Source organism: Blastococcus sp. SYSU DS1024 (assembly GCF_054050795.1).
Window position 1 is genome coordinate 1 of record NZ_JBJHAA010000023.1, and the last position, 25,201, is coordinate 25,201.

24 protein-coding genes are annotated in these 25,201 nt (G+C 76.0%); 15 read left to right on the top strand and 9 right to left on the bottom strand.

Annotated features, from left to right (window positions below):
- Nucleotides 1-11: 11 nt before the first annotated feature.
- Complete coding sequence (locus ACI79S_RS17480; RefSeq protein ID WP_456594713.1) at nucleotides 12-428, bottom strand: NUDIX domain-containing protein; 417 nt, start codon at nucleotides 426-428, stop codon at nucleotides 12-14.
- 83 nt (nucleotides 429-511) lie between these two features.
- On the opposite strand from ACI79S_RS17480, the gene ACI79S_RS17485 reads away from it, so the two are divergent.
- The 5 genes from ACI79S_RS17485 (at nucleotide 512) to ACI79S_RS17505 (ending at nucleotide 3,901) form a co-directional block, all read left to right on the top strand.
- Nucleotides 512-1,135 carry a DUF6758 family protein gene (locus ACI79S_RS17485; RefSeq protein ID WP_456594714.1) on the top strand — a complete coding sequence of 208 codons (624 nt, stop codon included), beginning with the start codon at nucleotides 512-514 and terminating at the stop codon, nucleotides 1,133-1,135.
- Between the two features lie 159 nt (nucleotides 1,136-1,294).
- Nucleotides 1,295-1,453, top strand: a complete 159-nt coding sequence (locus ACI79S_RS17490; protein WP_456594715.1) for a hypothetical protein — start codon at nucleotides 1,295-1,297, stop codon at nucleotides 1,451-1,453.
- Nucleotides 1,454-1,457: 4 nt separating this feature from the next.
- Entirely contained in the window at nucleotides 1,458-2,093 is a 636-nt protein-coding gene (locus ACI79S_RS17495) for a PH domain-containing protein (RefSeq protein ID WP_456594716.1), read from the top strand.
- 49 nt (nucleotides 2,094-2,142) lie between these two features.
- Complete coding sequence (locus tag ACI79S_RS17500) at nucleotides 2,143-3,000, top strand: PHP domain-containing protein (RefSeq protein WP_456594717.1); 858 nt, start codon at nucleotides 2,143-2,145, stop codon at nucleotides 2,998-3,000.
- A 37-nt stretch (nucleotides 3,001-3,037) separates the two neighbouring features.
- Nucleotides 3,038-3,901, top strand: coding sequence for a RecB family exonuclease (locus ACI79S_RS17505; protein WP_456594718.1), 864 nt, complete (start codon nucleotides 3,038-3,040; stop codon nucleotides 3,899-3,901).
- A 37-nt stretch (nucleotides 3,902-3,938) separates the two neighbouring features.
- On the opposite strand, the gene ACI79S_RS17510 is transcribed toward ACI79S_RS17505, so the two are convergent.
- The 4 genes from ACI79S_RS17510 to ACI79S_RS17525 form a co-directional block, all read right to left on the bottom strand.
- Nucleotides 3,939-4,814 (bottom strand): oxygenase MpaB family protein, encoded by an 876-nt coding sequence (locus ACI79S_RS17510; RefSeq protein WP_456594719.1) that lies wholly within the window; start codon nucleotides 4,812-4,814, stop codon nucleotides 3,939-3,941.
- Nucleotides 4,811-5,731, bottom strand: coding sequence for an alpha/beta fold hydrolase (locus ACI79S_RS17515; protein ID WP_456594720.1), 921 nt, complete (start codon nucleotides 5,729-5,731; stop codon nucleotides 4,811-4,813). Before ACI79S_RS17515 ends, ACI79S_RS17510 begins: the two co-directional genes overlap by 4 nt.
- A gap of 50 nt (nucleotides 5,732-5,781) precedes the next feature.
- Entirely contained in the window at nucleotides 5,782-6,900 is a 1,119-nt protein-coding gene (locus ACI79S_RS17520; RefSeq protein ID WP_456594721.1) for an outer membrane protein assembly factor BamB family protein, read from the bottom strand.
- Nucleotides 6,901-6,977: 77 nt separating this feature from the next.
- The gene (locus ACI79S_RS17525; RefSeq protein WP_456594722.1) at nucleotides 6,978-8,678 is read right to left on the bottom strand and encodes a DEAD/DEAH box helicase; all 1,701 of its coding nucleotides are present in this window, start codon (nucleotides 8,676-8,678) and stop codon (nucleotides 6,978-6,980) included.
- Between the two features lie 317 nt (nucleotides 8,679-8,995).
- Here ACI79S_RS17525 and ACI79S_RS17530 point away from each other — a divergent pair, with 317 nt between their 5' ends.
- Nucleotides 8,996-9,646, top strand: coding sequence for a ferritin-like fold-containing protein (locus ACI79S_RS17530; RefSeq protein WP_456594723.1), 651 nt, complete (start codon nucleotides 8,996-8,998; stop codon nucleotides 9,644-9,646).
- Nucleotides 9,647-9,832: 186 nt separating this feature from the next.
- Here the strand turns inward: ACI79S_RS17530 and ACI79S_RS17535 are convergent, their stop codons facing one another.
- Nucleotides 9,833-10,075 (bottom strand): DUF3107 domain-containing protein, encoded by a 243-nt coding sequence (locus ACI79S_RS17535; RefSeq protein ID WP_456594724.1) that lies wholly within the window; start codon nucleotides 10,073-10,075, stop codon nucleotides 9,833-9,835.
- A 95-nt stretch (nucleotides 10,076-10,170) separates the two neighbouring features.
- Nucleotides 10,171-10,815, bottom strand: coding sequence for a TetR/AcrR family transcriptional regulator (locus ACI79S_RS17540; protein WP_456594725.1), 645 nt, complete (start codon nucleotides 10,813-10,815; stop codon nucleotides 10,171-10,173).
- A gap of 70 nt (nucleotides 10,816-10,885) precedes the next feature.
- Here ACI79S_RS17540 and ACI79S_RS17545 point away from each other — a divergent pair, with 70 nt between their 5' ends.
- From ACI79S_RS17545 to ACI79S_RS17585, 9 genes are all read left to right on the top strand, one after another.
- Nucleotides 10,886-11,932: an alpha/beta fold hydrolase gene (locus tag ACI79S_RS17545; protein WP_456594726.1), complete on the top strand. Its 1,047-nt coding sequence runs from the start codon at nucleotides 10,886-10,888 to the stop codon at nucleotides 11,930-11,932.
- A gap of 70 nt (nucleotides 11,933-12,002) precedes the next feature.
- Nucleotides 12,003-12,854 carry a DUF3152 domain-containing protein gene (locus tag ACI79S_RS17550; RefSeq protein WP_456594727.1) on the top strand — a complete coding sequence of 284 codons (852 nt, stop codon included), beginning with the start codon at nucleotides 12,003-12,005 and terminating at the stop codon, nucleotides 12,852-12,854.
- A 212-nt stretch (nucleotides 12,855-13,066) separates the two neighbouring features.
- On the top strand, nucleotides 13,067-14,227 hold the full coding sequence (gene moeZ / locus ACI79S_RS17555) for an adenylyltransferase/sulfurtransferase MoeZ (RefSeq protein ID WP_456594728.1): 1,161 nt from the start codon (nucleotides 13,067-13,069) through the stop codon (nucleotides 14,225-14,227).
- 162 nt (nucleotides 14,228-14,389) lie between these two features.
- A complete protein-coding gene (locus ACI79S_RS17560; RefSeq protein ID WP_456594729.1) occupies nucleotides 14,390-14,977 on the top strand; it encodes a TIGR03086 family metal-binding protein in 588 nt (195 codons plus the stop codon).
- Between the two features lie 29 nt (nucleotides 14,978-15,006).
- Nucleotides 15,007-15,303 (top strand): MGMT family protein, encoded by a 297-nt coding sequence (locus tag ACI79S_RS17565; protein WP_456594730.1) that lies wholly within the window; start codon nucleotides 15,007-15,009, stop codon nucleotides 15,301-15,303.
- A 94-nt stretch (nucleotides 15,304-15,397) separates the two neighbouring features.
- The gene (locus ACI79S_RS17570) at nucleotides 15,398-16,171 is read left to right on the top strand and encodes a transglycosylase domain-containing protein (RefSeq protein ID WP_456594731.1); all 774 of its coding nucleotides are present in this window, start codon (nucleotides 15,398-15,400) and stop codon (nucleotides 16,169-16,171) included.
- 36 nt (nucleotides 16,172-16,207) lie between these two features.
- Complete coding sequence (locus ACI79S_RS17575) at nucleotides 16,208-16,369, top strand: hypothetical protein (protein ID WP_456594732.1); 162 nt, start codon at nucleotides 16,208-16,210, stop codon at nucleotides 16,367-16,369.
- A gap of 63 nt (nucleotides 16,370-16,432) precedes the next feature.
- Nucleotides 16,433-19,615 carry an ATP-dependent helicase gene (locus ACI79S_RS17580; protein WP_456594733.1) on the top strand — a complete coding sequence of 1,061 codons (3,183 nt, stop codon included), beginning with the start codon at nucleotides 16,433-16,435 and terminating at the stop codon, nucleotides 19,613-19,615.
- Nucleotides 19,612-22,935 carry an ATP-dependent helicase gene (locus ACI79S_RS17585; protein WP_456594734.1) on the top strand — a complete coding sequence of 1,108 codons (3,324 nt, stop codon included), beginning with the start codon at nucleotides 19,612-19,614 and terminating at the stop codon, nucleotides 22,933-22,935. Before ACI79S_RS17580 ends, ACI79S_RS17585 begins: the two co-directional genes overlap by 4 nt.
- A gap of 32 nt (nucleotides 22,936-22,967) precedes the next feature.
- Here ACI79S_RS17585 and ACI79S_RS17590 read toward each other — a convergent pair whose 3' ends face one another.
- The gene (locus ACI79S_RS17590) at nucleotides 22,968-23,861 is read right to left on the bottom strand and encodes a DUF4349 domain-containing protein (protein WP_456594735.1); all 894 of its coding nucleotides are present in this window, start codon (nucleotides 23,859-23,861) and stop codon (nucleotides 22,968-22,970) included.
- Between the two features lie 484 nt (nucleotides 23,862-24,345).
- On the bottom strand, nucleotides 24,346-25,197 hold the full coding sequence (locus tag ACI79S_RS17595; protein WP_456594736.1) for an alpha/beta fold hydrolase: 852 nt from the start codon (nucleotides 25,195-25,197) through the stop codon (nucleotides 24,346-24,348).
- Between the last annotated feature and the right edge of the window lie 4 nt (nucleotides 25,198-25,201).

Below are 25,201 nucleotides of genomic sequence, written 5' to 3' on the forward strand. Positions count from 1 at the left end.
CGTGCTGCCGGTCAGCCCGGCAGCACGCCCCACTCCCGCAGGGTCTCCACGAGCCGGGGCGTGCACCGCAGGGCGGCGATCGTCGCCGCGTCCGCGAAGACGACGTCGAGCGCGTCGTCCCCGGCGACCGGCTGCGCCCCGGGCTCCAGCAGGGCGCACGCGACGTCGACGACGTCGTAGACGACCGCGCCGCCGGCGATGCGGATCCGGCCTACCTCCGCCCCGGCGCGCACCCGCAGCCCGGTCTCCTCGCGGACCTCCCGCTCGACGGCCTGGTCGACGGTCTCGCCCGGCTCGACCCGGCCACCGGGCAGCGACCACAGGCCCCGCCCCGGCTCGTTGCCCCGGCGCACCAGCAGCAGGCGGCGCTCCGCGTCGTGCACGACGGCGCCGACGCACGGCACCGCGGGCGGCTCGGCGGCGGTCACCCCTGGAGGCTACGCACGCCGGCCGCGGCCGGCAGCACCGCTGCGCTTGACGATCGGGGCCGCTCCCGCGACCGTGTTCCCCGATGAGTGCGACGCCGGTCTGCCCGCGCTGCGGTGAGCCAGTGGTCGTCCGCCACGGATCCGAGGCGCACGCCTGGTGCCACCTGCACGGCGCGGTCACGCCGCTGCACCACACCGCCCTGGTCGCCCACGACGCGATCGCCGCCGTCACCGCCGACGCACGGGTGCCGGCGTGGGTCCCGGACCCGGTGCCGCCGGGCTGGGCGGTGACCGGGCTGGCCTGGGGCGGTGAGCCGGGCGCCCGGGCGATCGTCGTCGACTGTGCCGGACCGGCCCCTCTCGGGGGCGCCGCCGAGCTCGTCCTCGTGGCCGAGGAGCCCGGTACCGGCGTCGGCTGCGGCTACGCCGGCCTCCCGGGGCTCGACCCGGGAGACGTGATCTCCGGGCCGAGCTCGGTCGACGTCGAGGCCGCCGGCCAGCACGCCCCGCTGTGGGCGGTGCCGACGAGCGAGGACCGCGCGGCGTTCGTGGGGGAGGCCTACGGGGTCTGGCTGTGGCTGGTGATGTGGCCGATGAGCGCCGCCTGGCTCCTGGTCGAGCAGCTGCGGCTGCTCGACCTGCGCGAACGGATCTACCCCGACCTGCCGCTGGGGCCGGTGGGGGAGCACCTGCTGCCCGGCCGCTGACCCGCGTCGCGGAACCGACCCGGCCGCCCATGATCGGCGCGTCGGACCGGTGGGCCGTGGGGCCTGTGTTACTCATGGGACGAACGCGTCCGCCGCGCCCGGCGGCTCCCGTGCAGGCCCGGCGTCCGGGGCTGCCTCATCCACACCACGGAGGTGGCGGTGAACCTCAAGAAGGTCCTCACCTGGGTGGTCGTCGCCTTCGTGCTCTTCTACGTGATCCAGGCGCCGGAGTCCTCCGCCGAGATCGTCCGCAGCGCCGGTGAGGCGCTCGGCGACGCGGCGTCGTCGCTCGCCCAGTTCGTCGGCTCGCTCGTCTGAGCCGGTGGCCGATCCTGCCGGGCTCCCGACCAGGGCCGCCAAGGACGTCCGGAAGTACCTGCTCGACGACGAGGACGCGGTGGTGGTCACCCGCCGGCACTGGGCGGTGCTCATCGTCCCCACCCTCAAGGTCCTGCCGGTCCTCCTCGTCGGCGGCTGGCTGCTCGTGCTGGACCCGGAGAACCGGGTGACCAGCACCGTCGGGATGCTCGTGGTCCTGGTCGCGCTGGCCACCTACGCCATGCGGGTCGGTGAGTGGTGGATGCGGCACTTCATCGTGAGCCGGCGGCGGGTGCTGCTCACCTCGGGCGTGATCGTCCGCACGGTCACGCTGCTGCCGCTGCGCCGGATCACCGACCTGACGTGGAAGGAGACCTTCTTCGGCCAGCTGCTGGGCTACGGCACCTTCCGCTTCGAGTCCGCCGGGCAGCAGCAGGGGCTGTCGGAGATCACCTTCCTGCCGCGCGCCGGCGACCTCTACCGCGAGGTCAGCGGCCTGCTGTTCGGCAGCGACTGGGGCAGCGCCGGCGCCGGGGACGACGAGGGCAACCCGGAGTCGCCGCCACCGGGCGGGCCGATCGCCACCGGCGGACGGCGGGACACCGAACCCATCCCGCAGCTCCCGCCGCGAGAGCCGTGACCGCCGCCCCCCGGGTGGCGCCCGCCCGTGTGCGGCAGGCTGACCGCTGATGCGGATCGACCTGCACACCCACTCCTCGGCGTCCGACGGCACCGACGACCCCGCCGCGCTGCTGGCCGCCGCGCGCGCCGCGGGGCTCGACGTCGTGGCGCTCACCGACCACGACACGACGGCAGGCTGGGCGGCGGCGGAGGCGGGGCGGCCGGCGGGGTTGACCGTCGTCCCCGGCATCGAGATGTCCTGCCGCTGGTTCCCCTCCGACCAGCCGCCGATCAGCGTGCACCTCCTCGGCTACCTGTTCGACCCCTTCCACCCGGCGTTCGCGGCGGAGCGGGCCCGGCTGCGCGACGAGCGCCTCGGCCGCGCGGAGCGGATCGTCGCGGCGCTGGCCGCCGACGGGTACCCGGTGGCCTGGGCGGAGATCGTCGCCCACGCCGGCGGCGGGGTGATCGGCCGGCCGCACGTGGCGCGGGCGCTGATCCGCGCCGGCGTCGTCGCCACCGTCGAGGAGGCGTTCGCCGGGCTGCTGCACCACGGCAGCTCCTACTACGTCGGCAAGGCCGACACCGACGTCCGCGAGGGGATCGCCCTGGTGCGGGCGGCCGGGGGTGTGCCGGTGTTCGCCCACGGGCTGGCCACCGCGCGCGGCCGGGTGGTCGGGGACGACGCCATCGCCGCCATGGCCGCAGCCGGGCTGCTGGGCCTGGAGGTCGACCACCCCGACCACACCGCCGAGCAGCGCGCCCACCTGCGCGGGCTGGCCGCCGACCTCGACCTGATCGTCACCGGCTCCAGCGACCACCACGGCGCCAACAAGGCGACACCGCTCGGCGCGTGCACGACCGACCCGGCGCAGTTCGAGCGGCTGCTGGCGGCGGGCACCGGCACCGCGCCGTGGCGGGACTGAGCCCGGAGCGTCACCCCCCGCGGCTACCGTGACCGGCATGCGCAACCCCACCGACGGCGGTCAGGGCGTCCTGCCCGGCATGCCCCGCCGGCTGCTGCGCGCGAGCCCGAGGTCGCTGGCCGACTTCTCCGACTGCCCCCGGCGCTACCGGTTCGCCAACGTGGACCGGCCGAGCCCGCCTCGCGGCCCGCGGTTCGCCCACCACTCGGTCGGGACGGCGCTGCACCAGGTGCTTTCCTCGTGGTGGGACCTGCCCGTCGAGCGCCGCACGCCCGGGGCCGCGCGCCAGCTGCTCCTCGCGGCCTGGAGCCCGGCGGGGTTCCGCGACGACGAGCAGTCCGACCGCTGGCGGGCGCGGGCGGCCGGCTGGCTCACCGACTACCTCGCCGGGGTCGACCCGACCGAGGAGCCCCGCGCCCGGGAGCGGACGGTCAGCACGATGACCGAGCGGATGACGCTCTCGGGCCGGGTCGACCGCATCGACGAACGCGGTGAGGAGCTCGTCGTCGTCGACTACAAGACCGGCCGGACGCCGAGCACCGACGACGAGGCGCGCGGTTCCCAGGCGCTGGCGCTCTACGTCCTCGCCGTCCGCCGCACGCTCCGCCGGCCGTGCACCCGGGTCGAGCTGCACCACGTGCCCACCGGCACCGTCGCCGCCTTCGAGCACACCGAGCGGTCGCTGGCCAACCACGCCCGGCGGGCCGAGGACGTCGCCATCGACATCCAGGTGGCGAGCGAGGCGGTGGCCGCGGGGCAGGACCCCGACGTCGCCTTCCCGGCGGTCCCGGGCACGCAGTGCGGGTGGTGCGACTTCCGGCCCAGCTGCCCGGCGGGGCAGGCCGCCGGCCCCGCCCGGGAGCCCTGGAGCTTCCTCCCCGAGGACGACGACGGGACGTGATGGAACGGCCCCGCTGCGGGGGCAGCGGGGCTCACCTTCAGGTGGTCGAGGCCACGGCTGAGCGGGCGAACCCGGCGCGCACGATCGGTGACCGGTACGCCCGGTCGGGCAGCGCCAGGAACGCGGCCCGGAAAGCCCGGAGCCCGGCGGTCGCCGCGGCATCGGTCAGCGCCAGGCCCGGCAGGGAGTACAGCTGCCGGGCCCAGGCAGGCAGCAGCGCGAAGCAGAGCGCCGCCAGGGTGCCCCACACCGGCCTCGCCGGCGTCAGCACCTGCAGCCACCCGGGCATCGGCGGGAGGAAGAGGTCCCGGATGCCCTTCACGGCCGCCGGGGTGGCGGCCAGCGAGGGCCGGATGCCCTCGAAGTACGCGTCCAGCTCGGCCACCGACCTCGGCACCGTCTCCAGCGGCACCCCCACGAGGTGCGCGAAGGCCACCTGCTCGGTCACGTACCGGTCGGCCTCGTCGTCCGACAGCGTCACGCCCGCCCGGCGCGCCGTCGTCAGGATCGACGCGACGGCGCAGGTGTGCACCCACAGGAGCAGGTCCGGGTCGTCGACCCGGTACGCGCGGCCGGTCGTCTCCTCGACGCCGGACAGCTTCCGGTGGTAGCCCCGCACCCGGGCGGCCATCCGGCGGGCCTCGGAGCGGGGGCCGAAGACGACCGTCTCCATGTACTGACCGGTGCGGGTCATCCGCATCCACCAGTCGTCCTTGAAGCCCGCGGAGTTGCGCGCGACGCCGTCCATGGCCACCGGGTGCAGGGCCTGGAGCATCAACGCCCCCATGGCGCCGACGTGGTAGGCCGGGTCGCTGTGGATCCGCCAGGTCACGCTGCCGGGGCCGAAGAAGCCGAGCCGGTCCTCCTCCTCGGTCCAGCCGTCGGGCGAGGGCAGCGGCGCCAGCCGGCTCACGACCGCACCTCGGCGCTCGACCAGAAGTCGCAGAGCACCTCGAGGGTGCGTGGCGGGTTCTCCACGGCGGGGGAGTGGATCGCGTTGTCGATGACCTCGTGCCGGGCGCCCAGCCGGCGGGCCATGTCGGCCTGGACGTGCGGCAGCCAGGCGTCGTCGGCCTCCCCGTGCGCCACCAGGACCGGCACACCGGTCTCCTTCAGCTCGGCCACCCGGTCGGGTTCGGCCAGCATGGCGTCGGCCATGCCCCGCAGCCCGGCGGCGGAGTTGCGCAGGAAGCGGCGCGAGTAGAACTCCCGGGTCGGCGCCGGCACGGCCTGGGCCTTGGGGTCGGTCATCGCCAGCTGCTCCAGCGTCTCGTGGACCAGCGGCACGCCCCCGGCGTCGAGCAGGGGGCCGAGGTGGTCGAGGAGCTCGGCGCGGCGTCCGGTGAGGCGGGAGGGCCCCGAGCCGAGCAGGGTGAACGTGGTGAACAGGCCCGGTTCGGCGAGGACCGCGGCCCGGGTCACCAGCCCGCCGAAGCTGTGCCCCACCAGGTGGAGGGGCACACCGGACTGCTCCCGGAGCACCTGCGCCACCGCGACGACGTCGGCGCCGAGGGCGGCCACCGAGTACTGGGCCGGGTCCTCCGGGCCGGGTGACTCGTACTGCCCCCGCTGGTCGAGCGCCACCACCCGGTACCCGGTCGCGGCGAGCGGGCGCAGCAGCGGGGCGAAGTCCTCCTTGCTGCCCGTGTAGCCGGCCACCATGAGCACGGTGCCGCGGGCGGCGGTGCCCCCGGTGTCCAGGGCGGCCAGCGGCCCGGCGCCGCCGGGGAAGGTGCGCGCGGCCGCGTCGTGCTGCGCGAGCTGGCGGAGGTCGTCGGGGGCGATGGCGAGGGACACGGGTCGGGCATCGGGGCCGCCGGGCAGGACCATGTTCCCCAGTGAACCCCCCGCACGGCCGGCGTGCCGCGGCAGGGGCGGCCTCAGCGGTAGCCGCGGACCTCGCCGGGCAGCGCGAGGACCACTGCGGGGCCGACGACGGTGGCCACCGCCCCCTCAGGCAGGTCGCTCGCCGCCGACCGGCTGAGCTCGGCGCCGGTGCCGGCGTCGCGGTGGACGATCCCGTCGGACGCCGGGACGGGCAGCGTCGTGGCGCCGTCCGCGGTCGTCCCCCCGGGCACACCCGTGGCGGGGACGGTCCACAACGGTCGTGCGGACTCCGGGTCGAGCGCCGTGAGCGTGCCCGCCGCGGAGACCAGCACCGCGGTGTCGGTGGCCGACGCCCGCACCGCCGGCCCGGGGCCGGCGGCCAGGGTGGTGAGCAGCGAGCCGTCGGTGGCGGAGAGCAGCTGCACCTCGTCGCCCAGGCGCACCGTGACGAGCAGGTCCGCGCCCACCAGCTCGGTCGTCTCGCCGTCGGGCACCGGCAGGTCACGGATCCAGTGCCGGTCGCCGTCGAACCCGTCCAGCAGCTCCACCTGGGCGGTGGCGGAACCGGCGCACTGCTGCAGCACCGCCACCCCTGCGTCGCCGGCCGCGGACTGGAGCAGCCGGCAGCCCGCCGGCGGCGCATGCCGCCAGCGGATGCCGCCGGCGGTGGGGTCGAGCGTGACGATCCCCGTGCTGCTGTGGGCCAGCACGATGCGGTCGGTGGATGAGAGGGTGATCTCCGGCCGGAAGTTCACGTTCCGGGTCCACGCGCGGACCCCGGTGCCGGCGTCCAGGGCGACCGCCTCGTCGCACCGGTCCTCGGTGCGGAAGACCGCGACCGCGAGGCCGTCGGTCACCGTGAGCCCGCAGAGCCAGGCGTTGGCCCGCGTGTAGTGCCAGGCCTCCACGCCGCTCGCGGGGTCCAGGCCCCGCACGCCGTGCGGTGAGCCGACCAGCACGCGGCCCTCCGCGACGACGTCCCCGGGCACCGGGTCGCCCTCGGCGGACCACACCTCGGAGACGGTGCCGGCCGGCACCCCGGTGGGGGTACCGGCCGGGGGCGCGGTGCTGCTGGACGTGGCGGCCGCGTCCGAACCGCGCCAGAGCAGCGCGGCGACGACGGCCAGCACGACCGCGGCCGCCGTCCAGACCCACACCCGCAGCGGCGGCATGCCGACGGTGCGGGAACGGCCACCCTCCAGGGGCCCGCGCCGGGAGTGCGAGGCGTGGGGAGGAGGGTGGTCCGTCATCAGGTGTCGGAGCCGGCGCCCGAGCTCTGCGCGCCGGAGCCGTTCGTGCCCGAGCTGCCGCGTCCGGCACCGCCGCGGCGGCGACGGCGGCGCGGCCTGGCGCTCCCGCCCTCGGCGGAGGCCGCCGGGGTCGCTCCGCCCGGTGCGGCGCCCTCCGCCGCCGGGGCGTCGTCGGCGGCGGCCGCCGGCTCCCCGCTGCGGCGGGTGCGGCGCCGCGGACGGCTCTTGCCGCCGCCCGCGGACTGCTCGTCGCCGGTCTCCTGGCGCTGCGCCGGGCCGCGCGAGTCGCCGCGGCCCGCCGGGCGGTTCCGCTTGCCGGTCTCACCGAGGTCCTCGAGCACCTCCGCGTCCAGCCCCTCGCGGGTCCGCTGCGAGCGCGGCAGCCGGCCCTTGGCGCCCTCGGGGACGTCGAGGTCGGTGTAGACCCACGGCGAGGTCGAGTAGGTCTCCGGCGGGTCGGCGAAGTCGAGGTCCAGCGCCTTGTTGATCAGCTGCCACCGGGGGATGTCGTCCCAGTCCACCAGGGTGACCGCGACACCGGTGGATCCGGCGCGGCCGGTGCGGCCGATGCGGTGCACGTAGGTCTTCTCGTCCTCCGGGCACTGGTAGTTCACGACGTGGCTCACGCCGGTGACGTCGATGCCGCGGGCGGCGACGTCGGTCGCGACCAGCACGTCGACCTTGCCGCTGCGGAAGGCGCGCAGCGCCTGCTCACGGGCACCCTGCCCGAGGTCGCCGTGCACGGCGGCGGCGGCGAAGCCGCGGTCGACGAGCTCGTCGGCGACCTTCTGCGCGGTGCGCTTGGTGCGGCAGAAGACCATGACCAGGCCGCGGTCGCGGGCCTGCAGCACGCGGGAGAGCAGCTCGGGCTTGTCCAGGTTGTGCGCCCGGTAGATGAACTGGGTGGTCTGCGGGACCGTCGAGCCCTCGTCGTTGCCGTGCGCGCGGATGTGCGTCGGCTGGGTCATGAACGTCCGCGACAGGGTCACGATCGGGCCCGGCATGGTGGCGGAGAACAGCATCGTCTGCCGCTTCTCCGGAACCATCGCGAGGATCCGCTCGATGTCGGGCAGGAAGCCCAGGTCGAGCATCTCGTCGGCCTCGTCCAGCACGAGGACGCGGACCTTGCCCAGGATCAGGTCGCCCCGCTGGGCCAGGTCGAGGAGGCGACCGGGCGTGCCGACGACGACCTCGACACCGTTGCGGAGCGACTCGATCTGCGGCTCGAACGCGCGGCCGCCGTAGATCGCCTCCACGCGGATGCCGCGCTTGGCGCCGGCGGCGGCCAGGTCGCGGGCGACCTGCACGCACAGCTCGCGGGTGGGGACGACGACCAGCGCCTGCGGCACCCCGTCGCCGCCCTCGGCCGGCGGGGTGACCCGCTGCAGCAGCGGGACGCCGAAGCCGAGGGTCTTGCCCGTACCGGTGCGCGCCTGGCCGATGAGGTCGTTGCCGGTGAGCGCCAGCGGGAGCGTGAGCTCCTGGATGGCGAAGGTGCGGTGGATGCCCACCTCGGCCAGCGCGGCGACGATGTCGGGGTGCACGTCGAAGTCGCTGAACAGCGGGCTGTCGGCGGCGACGGGTGCGCCGCCGAGCTCCTCGACGGCCTGCTCGAGCTCCTCGGGAGCGGGCGCGCCGGTCTCGGCGTGCTCCAGCTCGGGAGCGGTGGTCTCGGTGGAGGTCTTCTCGATGGAGGTCAAACTCTCGCCTCTGGTCTGCTGGGGACCGGCTGCGGCAGCGGTGTCGCCGCCTCGCGCCCGTCCCGGGTCGGTTGTCGCGGGATCGGTTCCTGCGCCGACGCGGCCAGCGGAACCGGACCTCGCCACGGCCCGGGAGACAGCCCGGGGGGCGTCGTCCAGCGATCGTCAGCGCACAGATCTACGAGCGCGCCCGGAGGCTCGCCGATTCCCATGCTAGCGCGAGCACCGGTTAGCCTCTCGGCGCCGCGCTCCCCGGTGTCGGGTGCGTCACTCGTCCGGGGCGCGCGGCACCACCGTCGCCGAGCCCAGGAGATGCCGTGCCACCGGTCCAGAACACGGCGGTCGCCGACCTGCTGGGGGTGCTCGCCTACGCCGAGCTGACGGCGTTCGACCGGCTGGCCGAGGACGCCCGGATGGCGCCGTCGCTCACCGGCCGGGCGGCGCTCGCGCGGATGGCCGCCGCCGAGATCGCGCACCACTTCCGGCTCACCGCGCGGCTGGAGGAGCTGGGCGTCGACCCTGCGACGGCCATGGCGCCGTTCGTCTCGGCGCTGGACACCTTCCACGAGAGCACCCGCCCCAGCACGTGGCTCGAGGGGCTGGTGAAGGCCTACGTCGGTGACGGGCTGGCCGCGGACTTCTACCGCGAGATCGCCGGGTTCCTGCCCGAGCCCGACCGCGGGCTGGTGCTCGACGTGCTCGCCGACACCGGCTACGCGGACTTCGCCGTCCGCGAGGTGCGGTCGGCGATCGCCGCCGACCGCAAGGTCGCCGGCCGGCTGGCGCTGTGGGGCCGCCGCCTCGTGGGGGAGGCGATGACCCGGTCGCAGGCGGTGATCGCCGAGCACGACCGGCTCGCCGAGCTGATCGTGTCCGGCACCGGCGACCTGTCGGGGATCGGCCGGCTCATCGAGCGCATCACCAGCGCCCACACGGCACGGATGAAGACCCTCGGCCTGAACCCCTGAAGCGATCACCTCGTCGGCCTCCGGCCGGCACCGCGGCCACGTGCCGTCCCCCTGGTGCGCCGAGCGCGTCCGTCGGGCCTGCGCGGGACCCTCCGGGCCCCACTCGGCACGACCATGCAGAAGGGGGCGGCTCCGCCGCAGCGGAGACGCCCCCTTCGCTCAGGTGCTGCTCGTGGCCGGCTGCGGTCAGCTGCCGGTGCCGGCGATGAAGCCCACGCGGCGCTGGTCGGCCTGCGCGATCTCCACGTAGGCGATCCGGTCGACGGGTACCAGGACCTGGCGGCCCCGCTCGTCGACCAGGGTGAGCAGGCCGTCCTTGGTCGAGCCCGACATGGCCTTGGCCACCTCGGCCGCGATCTCGTCAGGGGTCTTGGGGCTGTCGATGACCAGCTCCTTGGGCGAGTGCTGGACGCCGATCTTGACTTCCACGTGGGCGATGCCTCCTCGGTTCGCGCGACTGACCCCAACGCTAGTCCAGGCGCCGTCGCGGGCACCGTCCGAACCGGTGCGCCGTCAGCGAACGCTCAGTCCGGGGCCGGCTCGCCGTCGACGCGGGGGAAGCCGGAGATGCCCCGCCAGGCCAGCGCGGACATGAGCGAGACCGCCTCGTCGCGGGAGACGGTGCCCTTCCGCGGCAGCCACCAGCGGGCGCTGCTCTCGGCCAGCCCCGACAACCCCGAGGCCAGCAGCAGTGCGCGTTCCGGGTCGGCCCCGGTGTCGGCGGCGATGACGCCCGCGATGGCCTCGACGCACACCGCCGTGCCGCGGTCGACGACGGCGCGCACGTCGTCGTCGTTGCGCAGGTCGGACTCGAAGACCAGGCGGAAGGCCTCGCCGTCGGCGTCGATGAAGTCGAAGTAGGCGCCGACGGCGGCGTCGACCCGGGCCCGGTTGTCGGCGGTGCGGCCCATCGCCTCGCCCACCCGGTCGGCCAGCTCGGAGACGTGCTCCTCGAGCAGCGCCAGGTACAGCTCCCGCTTGCCCGGGAAGTGCTGGTAGAGCACCGGTTTGCTGACCCCGGCCCGGACGGCGATGTCGTCCATGGCGGCGGCGTGGAAGCCGTGCGCGACGAAGACCTCCTGGGCCGCGCGCAGCAGCTGCAGGCGACGCGCGCCGCGCGGCAGTCGGGACGTGCGCCGGTTGGCCGCGGCGGGGCGTGAGGGCTGCATGGCAGGGGGGATGGTACCGGCGGCTCCCGGAGGGCTCGACCGACGGCACGCAGCGTTACCGTCGCAGGTGATGTCCGAGGCCGCGCTCTCCCCGATCCCGCTGCCGTCGTCGACGACCGCGGTGCCGCCGTGGCCGGGCCAGGAGGTCCCGGTCCGCGGCGGGGCGGTCTTCGTGCGGCGCACGCCGTGGCGGGGCCCCGTCGAGGACGGGCCGCCGGCGGACGCGCCCCGCGAGCGAGCGCTGTACGTCCACGGCCTGGGCGGCGCCTCCACGAACTGGACCGACCTCGCGGCCCTGCTCGCGGTGCGGTTCGACGGCTGGGCGGTCGACCTGCCCGGGTTCGGCCGGTCACGGCCGCCGGCGCGCGGGCGGTACTCCATCCGCAGCCACGTGCGCGCCGTCGTCGACGTCCTCGAGCACGTCGCGGCCCAGCCGGGCGCAGGCGCGGGGGGCCCGGTGCACCTGGTGGGCAACTCCCTCGGCGGTCTGGTGAGCCTGCTCGTCGCCGCGCTGCGCCCCGACCTCGTGGCGACGCTGACGCTGATCTCCCCGGCGATGCCCGTGTACCGGGTACCGCCGGCGTTCAGCCGGGCGCTGCTGCTGCTGCTCGTCCCGGGGGTGCCGACCCTCGCGGAGCGCCGCCTGGCCGCCGTCTCCCCGGAGGAGAGCGTCCGGTCGATGGTGCGGATGTGCTTCGGCAACCCGGCCGCGGTGCCGCCCGAGCGCGTGGAGCAGGCGGTCCAGGAGATGCACGAACGGGGGCAGCAGCCCTGGGCGGACCGAGCCCTGGCCCGCAGCATGCGCGGGCTGATCACCTCCTACCTGCGGCTCGGCCCGGCCAACGCCTGGCGGGCGGCGCGGGAGCTGCGGATGCCGGTCCTCGTGGTCTGGGGTGGGCGCGACCGGCTCGTCGACCCCGCCCTCGCGCCGCGCCTGGCCGCGACCGTGCCGGACGGTCGGCTCCTGCTCCTCGACGACGTCGGGCACGTCGCCATGCTGGAGGCCGCGGAGCCGACGGCGCGGGCGGTGCTCGGGCTGGTCGAGGGCCGAACCGCCGGGCGGGGCGTGGCGGACCCGCCGGCTGTCGCCGGCGCGCCACGCAGCGTGAGACGCTGAGCGCACCGGGGGACGGAGCGAGCGAGCGGGGAGGCGGCCGGTGGGAGGACGTCTGACCGACGGTCGTCCCGTGGCCCGTCCCGGCCCGCTCCCCGCACGCGGTCGGCCGCAGCCGCCCGCGGGCCTGCGGGGCCGGCTGCGCCGGTTCGTGCGGCGCCACGGGTGGCGGGCCTACGCGATCCCCGTCCTGGCGCTGGCCACGGTCGCCGTCCTCGTCGACCTCGTGCTGCACCCCCCGGGCGCGACGCCCGCCGCCCCCGCCGCGGTGACCACCTCCGCCCCCGCGGTCGGGACCTCCGCCCCGGCGCCCTCCCCACCGGCCGAGCCGGTGACCCCCGCCGAGGGGGATGCCGGCCCGCCGGAGACGGCTCCGCCGGAAGCGGTGGCGGAGGAGTACGTGCAGCAGGGGGCGGGCAGCCTCTCGGTCGTCGACGGCGGCTCGGAGGTGTACGGCACCGGTCCGCTGCAGCGGCTCATCGTCGAGGTCGAGGACGGCATCGGCGTGGACGGCGCGGCGTTCGCCGACGCGGTCACGGCGACGCTCGGCGACCCGCGGTCCTGGGGGAACGGCGGGCGCCACTCGTTCCAGCGGGTGGGCGTCGGCGCGGCGTTCGACTTCCGGGTGAGCCTGGTCAGCCCCGGCAGCATGGAGACCTACTGCCCGGGCGTGGGCACCGGCGGCTACACCTCGTGCCGGTACGGCGACCGGGCCGTGATCAACCTGGCCCGGTGGGCGACCGCCGTCCCGCACTACGAGGGGGACATCGCCACCTACCGGCGGTACGTGGTCAACCACGAGGTGGGGCACGTGCTCGGCAACGGCCACGTGCGGTGCCCCGGGCCCGGGGAGCTCGCCCCGGTGATGCAGCAGCAGACCCTGGACCTGCAGGGGTGCGTCCGGAACGCCTGGCCCTTCCCCTGACGGCCTCCGCTGGGATCAGGTGACCTGATCATCGAGCGTCCTCCCGCACGGTTTGCGGTGAGGGAGGACGCGCTGCGGCGGGGGAGGACAGCGGGTCGGTCCCGCCGCGGCAGCCGGCCGAGGACCGCGGGAATCACCCTGCGTGTCACGCTGTTGTCCGCGTGAACGCTGGTCCTCCGGGGCCGCAGTCGAGAAGACCCGAGGAGCAACCCGTGTCCCTGCCACCGCTGGTGGAGCCGGCCGCCGACCTGTCGATCGACGAGGTCCGCCGCTACAGCCGCCACCTGATCATCCCCGACGTCGGGATGGACGGGCAGAAGCGACTCAAGAACGCCAAGGTGCTCGCCGTGGGCGCGGGCGGGCTCGGCTCGCCGGTGCTCATGTACCTGGCCGCCGCGGGCGTCGGCACGCTCGGCATCGTCGAGTTCGACACCGTCGACGAGTCCAACCTGCAGCGCCAGATCATCCACGGGCAGTCCGACGTCGGCCGGTCCAAGGCCGAGAGCGCGCGCGACTCCATCAAGGAGATCAACCCGCTGATCGACGTCCGGCTGCACGAGACGCGGCTGGACAGCGACAACGTGCTGGACATCTTCAGCCAGTACGACCTGATCGTCGACGGCACCGACAACTTCGCCACGCGCTACCTGGTCAACGACGCGTGCGTGCTGCTGGGCAAGCCCTACGTCTGGGGCTCGATCTACCGGTTCGACGGCCAGGTCTCGGTCTTCTGGAACGAGCACGGACCCAACTACCGCGACCTCTACCCCGTGCCGCCGCCGCCCGGGATGGTGCCGTCGTGCGCCGAGGGCGGCGTGCTCGGCGTCCTGTGCGCGACCGTCGGCGCCATCCAGGCCACCGAGGCGGTCAAGCTGATCACCGGCATCGGCGACACGCTGCTGGGTCGCCTGATGGTCTACGACGCCCTGGAGATGACCTTCCGCACGATCAAGGTGCGCAAGGACCCCGAGGGTGAGCCGATCACCGGGCTGATCGATTACGAGGCGTTCTGCGGCGTGGTGTCGGAGGAGGCCCAGGAGGCGGCCGCCGGCTCGACGATCACCGTCGACGAGCTCAAGGACATGATGGACGCCGGCAAGGACTTCGAGCTGATCGACGTCCGGGAGCCCAACGAGTACGAGATCGTCTCGATCCCGGGCGCGAAGCTGATCCCCAAGGACGAGATCCTCTCCGGCCGGGCGCTGGCGCAGCTGCCGCAGGACAAGCCGATCGTCATCCACTGCAAGACGGGTGTGCGCTCGGCCGAGGCGCTGGCCGCCGTCAAGAACGCCGGGTTCAAGGACGCCGTGCACGTCCAGGGTGGCGTCACGGCGTGGGCCACGCGCATCGACAAGGCGTTGCCGACCTACTGAAAGGACCCCCTCGCCCCCCGACCCTCGCTCCGCTCGGGCCGGGACCCTGCGAGGGGGGCCGTTCCAGGCCCTCACCACGGGGCCGTTCCAGCACCTCACCGGGGCCCGGTCGGCCTCTCCCCAGGAGAGGCGGGCCGGGCCCTCGGCATGTTCACTGCTCCCATGTCCGACTTCTCGCCCGTCGAGCTCCTGGAACTCTTCCAGCGTGCCCAGAACCAGTTCACCGACCGGGTCGACGCCGTGGCGCCGGACCAGTGGGAGGAGGAGTCCCTGCCGGGGTGGACGGTGGGGGACCTGGTCGCGCACCTGGTGAACGAGGCGCTGTGGGTGCCGCCGCTGCTCGCCGGTGAGCCCTACGACGTGATCGAGGGCCGGTTCCCCGACGACACCACCGACCTCCTGGGCGACGACCCGCTGCTGGGCTGGGAGTCCGCGGCCGACGCCGCGCTGTCGGCGTTCGCCGAGGACGAGGGGCTCGTCCGGACGGTGCACCTCTCCCGCGGCCCCACGCCCAGCGCCGAGTACATCTTCGAGATGACCACCGACCTCACCGTGCACGCGTGGGACCTCGCCCGGGCCACGGGCGGGGACACCGAGCTGGACGGCGAGCTGGTGACCGCGGCCCTGGTCTACGCCGAACGGCTCCCGGAGGGCGGCGTGCCCGGGCTGTTCGACCCGCCGCTGGACGTCTCCCCGGCGGCGCCGCCGCAGACCAGGTTGCTGGCCCGCTTCGGGCGCAAGGACTTCTGAGCCGTCGCCCGGCGTACCACGATGGGCGCGTGACCGATGCCGCGCTCGACGTCGACGAAGCCGTCTTCGACGTGGTGGAGCAGATCCCGCCCGGGCGGGTCAGCACCTACGGCGCCATCGGCCGGCTCGTGGGCGTCGGGCCGCGCAGGGTGGCGCGGGCGCTGAGCTCGGGCGGGGGAGCGGTGCCCTGGTACCGCGTGGTGCGTGCCGACGGCTCGGCCGCCGAGCCGGTGCGCGCCCGCCAGCTGGAGCTGCTGGCCGGCGAGGGGGTGCCGGTGCGCAACGGGAAGGTGGACCTGGTGGCCGTCGGCTGGCCCGACCGGTGACCGGCGGCCTCCTCCTCCGGGATGACCGCCGGACCGTGCGGGATCGCCCTCCGGGGCGATGCGCGCCGACCGGGCCGCACGGTGAGCTGACCCGGTGACGTTCCCGACGCGGCAGCAGCCCCCGCCCTCCGATGCGGCGAGGTCCCGACCCGTCCGGTCCCGCGGCGCCCGCATCCTGCGCGCCGGCGTCCGCCTGGTGGCCGGCGTGCTCGTCCTGCTCTGCGCGGCGTTCGCCGTCGGCTGGGCGGTGACCCCCGACGTGGCCGACGCCGAGCAGCGGGTGGCCGAACGGTTGGCGGAGCACGGCGGCACCCCGACGACGACCGGGGAGGTGCCACCGCGGATCGCCGCGGCGCTGCTGGCCACCGAGGACAGCCGGTTCGGCTCGCACCCCGGGATCGACTGGCGCGGCGCGCTGCGGGCGCCGCTCGGGGTGGTCGTCGGCCGGGACCTGGGCGGTTCGACGATCCAGCACCAGCTGGCCCGGGTCCTGTACGAGGACGGCGCGACCGACGCCGGCGCCAGGGCCCGTTCCGTGGTGCTGGCCGTCAAGCTCGACCGGGCGTGGACCGACGAGCAGCTCCTGCGCATGTACCTGGACGCCGTGTACTTCGGCCACGGGTTCTACGGGGTGCAGGCGGCGGCCGAGGGCTACTTCGGGCTGGCCCCCGACGAGCTGGACTGGGCGCAGGCCACGGTGCTGGTCGGGCTGGTGCAGGGGCCCAGCGCGTACGACCCGTTCGTGCACCCCGAGCGGGCGGCGGCCCGGCAGGCCCACGTGCTCGACCGGCTGGTGGCCGTGGGCACCCTCTCTCGGTCGGAGGCCGACCGGATCGCCGCCGAACCCTGGCAGCTCTCCGGCGGATGACTCCAGTTCCGGCCCCCGGCTGCCGACCACATGGGCATGAACACCATGGCGTGCAGGGCAGTGGCCCAGGCGGGACTGGTCGCCGGGACCGCGTCGCTGGACCGGGAGCAGGCCTGGCCGCTGCTCCTGGTGGCCGGCTGGCTGACCACCGCGGCCGACCTGATGCTCGAGCAGTCCCTGCTGGACTCCCTGGCCTGACCCACCCGCTCCACCCGCCCCGCCCGTCCCCGGATCGTCGTACCCCCGTGCTTCCATCGAGGAGTGGCACAGCACGGGGGTGAGGGCGGTCCGGTCTACCGGTTGCTGCCGGGGGAGCCGCCGCGCAGCAGCGCGCCGGTGCTCGACCCCACGCAGCGGGCCGTCGTCGACCACCCGGGCGGGCCGCTGCTGGTGCTCGCCGGCCCCGGCACGGGCAAGACGACGACGATCGTCGAGGCCGTCGCGACGCGCATCGACGCCGGCGTCGACCCCGAGCAGATCCTGGTGCTGACCTTCAGCCGCAAGGCCGCCGCCGAGCTGCGCACCCGGATCACCTCCCGGGTGGCCCGCACCATCCGCGAGCCGCTGGCCCGCACCTTCCACTCCTACGCCTACGGGGTGCTCCGGCGCGCCGCCGTGCTGCGGGGGGACCCGCCGCCCCGGCTGCTCACCTCCGCGGAGCAGGACGCCGTCGTCGCCGAGCTGCTGCGGGGTGACGCCGAGGGGGTGGGCACCGTCCGGTGGCCCGACGACCTCGCCCCGGCGCTGGGCACGGAGGGCTTCCGGGCAGAGCTGCGCGAGCTGCTGCTGCGGGCGACCGAGCGGGGGGTCGACGCCGAGCGCCTGGCCGTCTGGGGCCGGGAGACCGGCCGCGAGCACTGGGTGCACGCGGCCGCGTTCCAGCAGCAGTACGAGAACGTCAGCGACTTCTGGGTCGCGTCCCGGGGCGACGCCTCCGGCTACGACCCCGCGGAGCTGGTCCGCCAGGCCATCCTGGAGCTCACCGGCGACCCCGAGCTGCTCCGCCAGGAGCGCGAGCGCGCCCGCTGGCTGTTCGTCGACGAGTACCAGGACACCGACCCCGCGCAGGTCGAGCTGCTGGAGCTGCTGGCCGGGGGCGGGGGGAACCTGGTCGCCGTCGGTGACCCCGACCAGTCCATCTACGCGTTCCGCGGTGCCGAGCCGCGGGGCATCGTCGAGTTCCCCGAGCGGTTCCGGCACACCGGCGGGCGCGCCGCCGGGCGGGTGTCGCTGGGCGTCTGCCGCCGCTCGGGCGAGGAGCTGCTGCGGATCAGCCGGCAGGTGGCCGAGGGGCTCCCCGGCCCCTGGGAGCACCGCCGCCTGGCCGCGGGGGAGGGGACGCCGCCCGGCGAGGCGGAGGTGCACGTCTTCGGTTCGGCCGCGGTCGAGGCGGCCTACGTCGCCGACGTGCTGCGCCGGGCCCACCTGCTCGACGCCGTCCCGTGGTCGGAGATGGCCGTCGTCGTGCGCACGGCGGCGGTGCTCGGGCCGTTCCGGCGTGCCCTGGCCTCGGCCGGGGTGCCGGTCGCCGTCTCGACCGACGAGCTCCCGCTGGCCGCCCAGCCCGCCGTGGCCCCGTTCCTGCGGGTGCTGGCGGCGCTGCTGCCCGGCCCGGACGGCGCGCCCGCCGGCCTGGACGAGCCGGGCGCCGAGGCGCTGCTCTCCTCCGCCCTGGGTGGGGCGACCGTGCTCGACCTGCGGCGGCTCCGCCGCGCCGTCCGCACGGCGCTGGCCAAGCAGGGGATCGACGCCGCGGAGCGCGGCGCCCCGCTCGCCGCCGCGCTCACCGACGCGGCACTGCTGGAGGCGCTGCCCGAGCACGTCGCCCGCCCGGCCGCCCGGGTGGCGGCCGTGCTGGATGCGGGGCGGTTCGCGCTCGCCCAGGACGGCACCGCGGAGGACGTGCTGTGGGCCATGTGGCAGCGCAGCGGCCTGGCCACGCGCTGGGCCCGGGCGAGCGCCGCCGGCGGGCCGTCGGGCGCGGTGGCCGACCGCGACCTCGATGCGGTCGTGGCCCTGTTCGACGCCGCCGCCGGCTTCGTCGACCGGCTGCCGTCGGCCGACGTGCGGGCGTTCGTCGAGCACCTCTCCGCCCAGGAGCTGCCGGGCGACACCGGTGCCGCCCGGGCGGTCGCCGGCGAGACGGTCCGGTTGCTCACCGCCCACGCCGCCAAGGGCCTGGAGTGGGACCTGGTCTGCGTCGCGGGGGTGCAGGAGGGCCTCTGGCCGGACCTGCGGGAGCGCGCCTCGCTGCTGGGCGCCGAGCTGCTCGTGGAGAAGGCGGCGGGCATCGACGGCGCCTCGACCGACCGCCGCGCCCTGGCCCTGGCCGAGGAGCGGCGGCTGTTCTACGTCGCCTGCACCCGGGCTCGGCGGCGGCTGGTGGTGACCGCCGTCGAGGGCGCTCTCGACGGCGCCGACGCCGGCGCGTCGGCGTCCCGGTTCCTCGACCTGGTGTCCCCGCGGTCGCCCGAGGGGCGCCCGCTCACCGAGCTGCCGCGAGCGCTCACCCTGCCCGCGCTGGTCGCCGAGCTGCGCCGGGCGGTCACCGACCCGCACACCCCGCCGGCCCGGCGCTCCGCCGCCGCGGCGCTGCTGCGCCGGCTGGCCGACGAGGGCGTCCCGGGTGCGGCGCCCGCGCGCTGGTGGGGGCTGGCGCCGCTCTCGGACGACGCCCCGCTGGTCGACGAGGAGCTGCCGGTGCGGGTGCGCCCGTCGGCCATCGAGACCTTCCAGCGGTGCCCGCTGCGCTGGGTGCTCGGCGCGGTCGGCGCCGAGGCCTCGCCCGACGCCACCCGCACCGTGGGTTCGGCGGTCCACGCGGTGGCCCAGCAGGTGGCCGAGGGGCTGCCGGCGACCGACGCCCGCCCCGTGCTCGACGCCGAGCTCGACCAGCTCGACCTCGGGCCCGGCTGGGCCGACCAGCGGCAGCGGGTGCACGCCCACGACATGCTCGACCGCTTCCTGCGCTGGCACGCCGCCAACCCGCGGGAGCTGGTCGGCGCGGAGGTGGACTTCGACGTGGTCGTGGGGCGGGCGCGCATCCGCGGCCAGGTCGACCGGCTCGAGCGCGATGCCGAGGGCCGCCTCGTGGTCGTCGACCTGAAGACCGGGAAGAGCGCGGCGAAGAACACCGAGGAGCACGGGCAGCTCGCGGCCTACCAGGTGGCGGTCGCGGCCGGTGCCTTCGAGCAGCACGGCACCGCCCCCGGAGGGGCCGCGCTGCTGCAGGTCGGCACCGGCGCCAAGGCCAAGGAACAGCACCAGGAACCGCTGCCGGCCGACGTGCCGCTGGAGGCGACCTGGGCGGGGGAGCTGGTCGCGGCGGTGGGCACCGGCATGGGAGGGGCGACCTTCGAGGTGCGCACCGGTTCGCACTGCTCGCGCTGCCCGGCGCGGCGCAGCTGCCCGCTGCAGGAGCCCGGCCGGCAGGTGACCGGATGAGCGACGGTCAGCTGTCCTTCGACGAGCTCCTGGCCGAGGCCACCGCGCCGGAGCCGGCGCCGCGCCGGCTGCTCACGCCCGCCGAGGTCGCGGCGCGGTGCGGGCTGGCCTACGCACCGTCCGACGAGCAGGCCGGCGTCGTCTCCGCCCCCGCCGACCGGCCGCTGGTGGTCGTCGCCGGGGCCGGGTCGGGCAAGACCGAGACGATGGCCGCGCGGGTCTCCTACCTGGTGGCCAACCGGATCGTCGAACCCGAGGCGATCCTGGGCCTCACCTTCACCCGCAAGGCCGCCAGCGAGCTCAACGAGCGCATCCGGCTGCGCCTGGGTGCACTGGCCCGCCACCCGGAGACCGAGGACGACCTGCGCGAACGGCTGGCGATCGCCCAGCCCACGGTCTCGACCTACCACGGCTACGCCGCCGCGCTGGTCGCCGAGCACGGCCTACGGATCGGGGTGGAGCCCGGCGCCGGGGTGCTCGGCCCGGCGATGTGCTGGGGGCAGGCGGCCACCGTCGTCGCGGCCTGGACCGGCGACATGGCCGACGTGCCCCTCACCCTGCTCACCACCGTCGAGGACGTGCTGGCGCTGGCCGCGGAGATGGGCGAGCACGACGTGACCCCCGCGGCCCTGCGCACCTGGACGGCGCGATTGGAGGCGCAGATCGCCGGCTACGCGGACGCCCCGAGGAAGAAGGGGCCCTACGCCGCGGTCGCCGAGATGCTCGCCCGGCAGAAGGCCCGCGTGGCGCTGCTGCCGCTGGTGGAGGCGTTCGAAGCGCGCAAGCGCTCGCTGGGCTCCATCGACTACGCCGACCAGGTCGCCCACGCCGCCCGCATCGCCGTCGCCGCGCCCGAGGTCGGCCGGCGCGAGCGCGCCCGCTGGAAGGTGGTGCTCCTCGACGAGTACCAGGACACCAGCGTCGGGCAGCTGCGCATGCTGGAGGCGCTCTTCGGCGGGGCGAGCGGCCACCCGGTGCTCGCCGTCGGTGATCCGCGGCAGTCCATCTACGGGTGGCGCGGGGCCTCCGCCGGCACGATCGAGCGCTTCGCCCGCACCTTCCCGGGGCGTCCGGACCGCGCCGCGCAGCGGTTGACGCTGGCCACCAGCTGGCGCAACGACGAGGCGGTGCTGGCGGTGGCCAACGCCGTCTCGGCGATGCTGCCCGAGCCGGCCCAGCCGCTGCCCGACCTCGCCCCGGCGCCCACCGCCGGCCGCGGCTCGGTCACCGTCGGCCTGTACGAGACCGTCGCCGAGGAGACCGCGGCCCTGGCCGACCGGCTGGCGGCGTGCTGGAAGGGCGAGGACGCGGCCGTGCCGGCGCGGGACGGCGAGGCGCACCGCCCGCCGTCGATGGCGGTGCTGGTGCGCACCCGCAAGCAGCTGCCGGGCATCGCCGCAGCGCTCCGGGAGCGCGGGCTGCCGGTCGAAGTCGTGGGGCTGGGCGGCCTGCTGGAGGTGCCCGAGGTCTCCGACGTCGTCGCGACCCTCACCGTGCTGGTCGACCCGACGGCCGGGGACGCGATGGGCCGTCTGCTCACCGGTGCCCGCTGGCGGATCGGCCCGCGCGACCTCGCCGCGCTCGAGGCCCGCGCCCGCGCCCTCGTGCACGCGCGCCGGTCGGCCCGCCCGGCCGAGGGCGAGGAGGCCGCGGCCGTCGAGGTGCCGCAGGAGCGCGGGAGCATCGTCGAGGCGCTCGACGACCTCGGCGACGCCGGGCAGTACTCGCCCGCGGGCTACCGGCGGCTGCGCCGGCTGGGTGGCGAGCTCGCCCACCTGCGCGCCCGGATCGGGGAATCGCTGCCCGACCTGGTCGACGAGGTGGCCCGCACGCTCGGCCTGGAGACCGAGCTGGCCAGCGCGCCGGGGATCAGCCCGGCCGGGGCCCGAGCCCACCTGGATGCGCTGCACGGTGTCGCGGCGGAGTTCACCGAGCTGGCCGAGCTGCCCTCGCTGCCGGCGTTCCTGGGCTATCTGCGCGACGCGGAGGAGCGGGAGCGCGGCCTGGAGCCCGGGGAGGTGGCGGTCAACCCGGAGGCGGTGCAGCTGCTCACCGGGCACTCGGCCAAGGGGCTGGAGTGGGACGTCGTCGCCGTGCCCGGCATGACCGCCGACCAGTTCCCGGCGCGCACCAACGCCAGCGACTCCTGGATCAAGGACCCGGGCGCGGTCCCGGTCGACCTCCGGCTCACCGACCGGGAGGAGCTGCCCCGGTTGCGGTTGCCGGTGCCCGGTTCCGGTGACCAGGCGGCGGTGCGCGACGCGCTGGAGGACTACGTCCAGGACTGGAAGGACTTCGGCCGGGACGAGGAGATCCGGCTCGGCTACGTGGCCGTCACCCGGGCGAAGCGGCTGCTGCTGTGCTCGGGCAGCTGGTGGCGCGACGGCGTGAAGCCGTGCGGGCCGTCGTCGCTGCTGCACACCGCCAAGGAGGCGTGCGAGGCGGGTGCCGGCGCGGTCGTGCACTGGGCGCCGGCGCCCGAGGACGGCGCGACCAACCCTGCGCTGGAGGAGTGGCCGGTCGGGGTCTGGCCGGCCGACCCGCTCTCCGAACCGCGCCGGCGGGCGCTCACCGCCGCCGCGCACCTGGTCGAGGGCGCCGCGCCGCACCCGCTGGATCCCGAGCGGTCGCTCGGCGCGGAGGACGAGCTCCTCGGGCACTGGGTGCGCGACGCCGACCTGCTGCTGCGCGAGCGGGCGCGGCAGGAGAGCCCGACCGTCGACGTGCCGCTGCCCTCGCACCTGTCGGTATCGGCGCTGGTCACGCTCCGCCGCAACCCGGCCGAGCTGGCCCGCCGGCTGCGCCGCCCCATGCCGGCCGCCCCCGCGCCGCAGGCCCGTCGCGGCACCGCGTTCCACGCCTGGCTGGAGGAGCGGTTCGGTGCTGCGCGGCTGGTGGACCTCGACGAGCTGCCCGGCTCCGGTGACGAGCTCGCCGCGCCCGACGACGCCCTCGAGGAGCTGCGCGAGGCGTTCCTCGCCAGCGAGTGGGCCGATCGCCAGCCCGTCGAGGTGGAGGTGCCGTTCGAGACGCCGTTGGGGCCGATCACCCTGCGGGGCCGGATCGACGCGGTGTTCCAGGGCGAGGACGGCGGCTACGAGGTCATCGACTGGAAGACCGGTCCGCCGCCGACGGGAAGTGAGCTCGCCGCCGTGGGCGTGCAGCTGGCGGCCTACCGGCTGGGCTGGTCACGGCTGACCGGGGTGCCGGTCGAACGCGTCAGCGCCGGCTTCCACCACGTGGCCGCCAAGGAGACGATCCGCCCCGTCGACCTGCTCGACGAGGTCGGCCTGCTGGCCCTGGTCACGGGGACGGTCTGACCCGTCCCCGCCTCTCGTGGAGGGGGAGACCGTCAGCCCTGCGGCGGAGCCGGGGGCGGCGAGGACGCCGCGGGCGCTCGCCGCCGCGCCCGGCGGAGCGGCACGAGGGCCGCGCCGGCCACGAGCGCGGCGACGGCCACCCACGGCAGGAGGACGCCGAGGACGACGACGACCGACCCCGCGGTCGAGGCCAGGGCCCGCCACCCGGTGCCCAGCCCGTCGAGGAAGCCGTCGGGCCCACCGGGCGGCGCCACACCGAACGGCTCCAGGTGCACGCGGAGCGTCGACAGCTCCACCCGGTCGGCCAGCAGTGCGCGTCGGGACAGCAGCGACTCCAGCTCCTCCTGCCGCTCGGCGAGGGCCTTCTCGGCGGCCAGCAGGGCCGCGGTGTCGGCCGCGCCCTCCATCAGGGCCTGCAGCCGCGCCACGGAGGTCTGCAGCGCCGAGATCCGCGCGTCCAGGTCGACCACCGTCGTCGTGACGTCGGAGTGGGACACCGACACGTCCGTGACGTCGCCGAGGTCCTCGAGTTCGGCCAGCACACCGGTGAGCTCGGACGCCGGTACCCGGACCACCAGTTCGGCGACGGCGCCCCGGGTGCCGTCTCCGGACGCCTTCTGCTCGGTGCGCTCCTCGACCCGCCCGTCGACGGACTCCACCAGCTCGCTCACCTGCTGGGCGCCCTCGGCCGGGTCCTCGACTGCCAGGGACGCGCTCGCGGTGCTCACCACCTGCCGGTCGGAATCGGTCTCCAGGGGGTCGCCCGGCGCACTCCCGGGGTCCCCCGGCATCGCAGGCACGGGAGCGACCGCGCCCCCGCCGGCACCGCCGTCCGCGCTGCCGGACTCCGCGCCCGGTGAGTCCGTGCAGCCGGCCAGCAGCGCCAGGGCCAGCGCCGCGGCTGCCGTGCCGAGGAAGCGCCGCACGCCGCGGACCGGAGGCCGCTGGGTCGCCGCCGACCGGCGTCGACACCCGGTCGTGACGCCGAGGGGTGGTGCGAGGTTCGCGCGTGTCCGTCGCCCGACCATGCCGGTGAGGTCCTTTCCCCGGTGGTGCCTTCCGGGGGATGACGGCACGACGCCCCCGGCACGTTCCCGCGGGAACGTGCCGGGGGCACCGGAGCTCACCCGGGCGCACGGTGGCGACGAGACCGGGCGCGGGCGCCGGCCCTCCGTCCCCGCCAAGGACCGGTCCGCGCTCGACCGCGCAGGGCGAGCGGACGACGTGCGGGTGCAGCTCCGCCGGGCGGCCGGCTCCCGAGCGGCGGGTCGAGCCGGTGCCGACACGTCGGCTCGTCGACGAGTCGACATGTCGCCGGCGAGCGCACTCAGGACAGCCGCATGACCACGGGGTCGTCGAACAGCTCGCACCGGGCTCCGGCGTCCTCGGCCACCGGAGCCCGCAGCGCGCTCACGACGAGGCGACGCGGTCCAGGATCGCCGCGGCCAGCTGCTCGGGCGCCTGCTCGGGCACCCAGTGCGTCACGCCCGGCAGCTCCACGAACCGGTAGTCGCCGGTGACGAACTCCTCGCACGCCTGCGCGGCCGTGCGGCCGATGGCGACGTCGCCGTCGCTCCACACGTAGGTGGTCGGCACCTCGACCTTGTCCACCCGGATGTCGGAGCTCATCGCCCGGTACCAGTTGAGCGCCGCGGTCAGCGCGCCCGGCGCCGACAGCACGGCGACGTACTCGTCGGCGGCCTCCGGGGAGACGCCCGTCTCGCCCTCGGCACCCAGGAGCATCCGGCGCAGCCGGCGGCCGTCGTCGGCGAGCAGCACCTCCTCGGCCTTGCCCGGCTGCCAGAACAACCGGATGTAGGCCGAGCGCTCCTTCTGCTCCGGGTCGACCCGGAAGGCCGCGGTGTACGCGGCCGGGTGCGGCACCGACACCGCCGTCAGCGATCGCACCCGGTCGCTGTGCCAGGCGGCCAGCGTCCACGCGACGTTGGCACCCCAGTCGTGGCCCACCACGTCGGCGACCGGGATCTCCAGCGCGGTCATGAGGTCCGCCGTCACCTGCGCGAGGTTCGGCATGGCGTACGCCTCGACCTCGTCCGGGCGCGCGCCGGGGGAGTAGCCCAGCTGGTCGGGCGCGTAGGTGCGCAGCCCCGCCTGGGCGAGCAGCGGCGTCACCGCGGCCCAGGACGCCGAGGTCTGCGGGAAGCCGTGCAGCAGCAGCACCGGCCGGCCGTCCTCGGGTCCGTCGACGCGCACGTCGAAGGTCAGGTCGCCGACATCGGTCCGCAGCAGCTCTCCGGGCATGCCC

Bases quoted from the DNA above. Each gene is read 5' to 3' on its own strand.
- ACI79S_RS17485 (WP_456594714.1), top strand. From the start codon at position 512: ATGAGTGCGACGCCGGTCTGCCCGCGCTGCGGTGAGCCAGTGGTCGTC.
- ACI79S_RS17500 (WP_456594717.1), top strand. From the start codon at position 2,143: ATGCGGATCGACCTGCACACCCACTCCTCGGCGTCCGACGGCACCGAC.
- ACI79S_RS17505 (WP_456594718.1), top strand. From the start codon at position 3,038: ATGCGCAACCCCACCGACGGCGGTCAGGGCGTCCTGCCCGGCATGCCC.
- ACI79S_RS17515 (WP_456594720.1), bottom strand. From the start codon at position 5,731: ATGGTCCTGCCCGGCGGCCCCGATGCCCGACCCGTGTCCCTCGCCATC.
- ACI79S_RS17520 (WP_456594721.1), bottom strand. From the start codon at position 6,900: ATGCCGCCGCTGCGGGTGTGGGTCTGGACGGCGGCCGCGGTCGTGCTG.
- ACI79S_RS17540 (WP_456594725.1), bottom strand. From the start codon at position 10,815: ATGCAGCCCTCACGCCCCGCCGCGGCCAACCGGCGCACGTCCCGACTG.
- ACI79S_RS17545 (WP_456594726.1), top strand. From the start codon at position 10,886: ATGTCCGAGGCCGCGCTCTCCCCGATCCCGCTGCCGTCGTCGACGACC.
- ACI79S_RS17560 (WP_456594729.1), top strand. From the start codon at position 14,390: ATGTCCGACTTCTCGCCCGTCGAGCTCCTGGAACTCTTCCAGCGTGCC.
- ACI79S_RS17575 (WP_456594732.1), top strand. From the start codon at position 16,208: ATGAACACCATGGCGTGCAGGGCAGTGGCCCAGGCGGGACTGGTCGCC.
- ACI79S_RS17585 (WP_456594734.1), top strand. From the start codon at position 19,612: ATGAGCGACGGTCAGCTGTCCTTCGACGAGCTCCTGGCCGAGGCCACC.
- ACI79S_RS17595 (WP_456594736.1), bottom strand. From the start codon at position 25,197: ATGCCCGGAGAGCTGCTGCGGACCGATGTCGGCGACCTGACCTTCGAC.